We start from the raw sequence: 1206 nt of genomic DNA, 5'->3' as shown, positions 1-1206 counted from the left end.
GGAGATGATCACGCGGGGATCACGCAGAACCGCCAGGGCAGGCAGCTTCGCCCCTTGCGACAGGTTGGCGGTCGTTTTGGACTGTGGAAGCAACTGCACGACAGCAAGTCCGGCGCAAAGGATAACGAGGCCGCTCGCGACCCAGGAGAGCCGCCAGCCGACCGCCTCGATCCCTATCACCAGCAGGCCGGGTGTGACGGCCTGGGCAACGCCCAGGCCCATGATGCACAAGGCCAGCGCCTTTGCCTTATCATTGCCGAATGTCCTTGCGGTGGAGGTCATCGCTACATGGATCATGAGGCTCTGGCCGCCAAGTCTCAGCATCAGCAGCGCAAGGCACAGCACGGCGATGTTGGGACTGGCGGCAGCAATGAGGCAGCCGCATGCGACGAACACGACGACGCCACAGGCGTATCGGGCCAACGTCGTTCGATCAATCAGTGGGCCTGCCACTGCAAGGCAAAGTGCCGAGAGGCTGGTGGCGATGAAATAGCACAATCCCAGCAGGCCGTCGCTGACGGCGAACTCCTCCCGCCACGTCGGTCCGAAGTTGGATATGAAGAAGGTCTGCCCTACGCAGGACAGGAAAAAGAACAGGAACCCGAACGAAAGATCCCGCCGCCGCTCTTTCAGCAGGCGGCGGTAGGTCCCTTGTCCCATAGTAAGGTCCTTCGGACAAATGTAGCGTCAGGAAATGGGGGAGAATTTCGTTGCCACGAAGAGTTCCGACTTCAACGACAAAAGATGGGTCGAGCTGCCGGGCGGCGGCCAGATGCCAATGCTGCTTGCTTCTGCACGCGCCGCAGTGCGGTCGTTGACGGTCTTGTACGGCCATATTTGCAGCATTCGTTGCGGCGCGGTCTCCACGGATGCCATCACCATCAAAAGCTTGGAAATCTGCTGGCGCCGCTCCACCATCTTTGCCCAGGCCGCTTCCGTCTCCGGCAGTCCGCCGGCGGCTAGTTCGTAGGTCCGGATTTCGAAAAAGGGACCGTAGTCGCCGATTTTGATATCGTCCACGAAGCCTAGCGGTCGATAGGCGCTGCGTTCGATCGCGTTGAGGTATTGTCCTACGCCAAAAGCATTGTTCTCGGCGCTTCGCGCTCGATCGCGGCTGAGGTCTTCTAGGGACTCGTAGCCGCTTAGGATGAAGGCGCGGTTCAAGACCCCGAACTCGCACATGAAACAGCCCAGAAATTTGCCTTG

Annotated in this window: 2 protein-coding genes; both read right to left on the bottom strand. The window is 60.0% G+C overall.

Features of this window, described 5'->3' with window-relative positions; translation table 11 throughout:
• Positions 1 to 660: MFS transporter (locus EN935_RS36795; protein ID WP_127374279.1), on the bottom strand; the 660-nt coding region annotated here is incomplete at its 3' end.
• A 27-nt stretch (positions 661 to 687) separates the two neighbouring features.
• Positions 688 to 1206 (bottom strand): NIPSNAP family protein (locus tag EN935_RS36790; protein WP_127374278.1); only part of this gene is annotated, 519 nt, incomplete at its 5' end.

The sequence above is a fragment of the Mesorhizobium sp. M7D.F.Ca.US.004.03.1.1 genome, assembly GCF_003998635.1.
GTDB classification, from domain to species: domain Bacteria; phylum Pseudomonadota; class Alphaproteobacteria; order Rhizobiales; family Rhizobiaceae; genus Mesorhizobium; species Mesorhizobium loti.
This window is presented reverse-complemented; position numbering and strand designations above follow the sequence as displayed.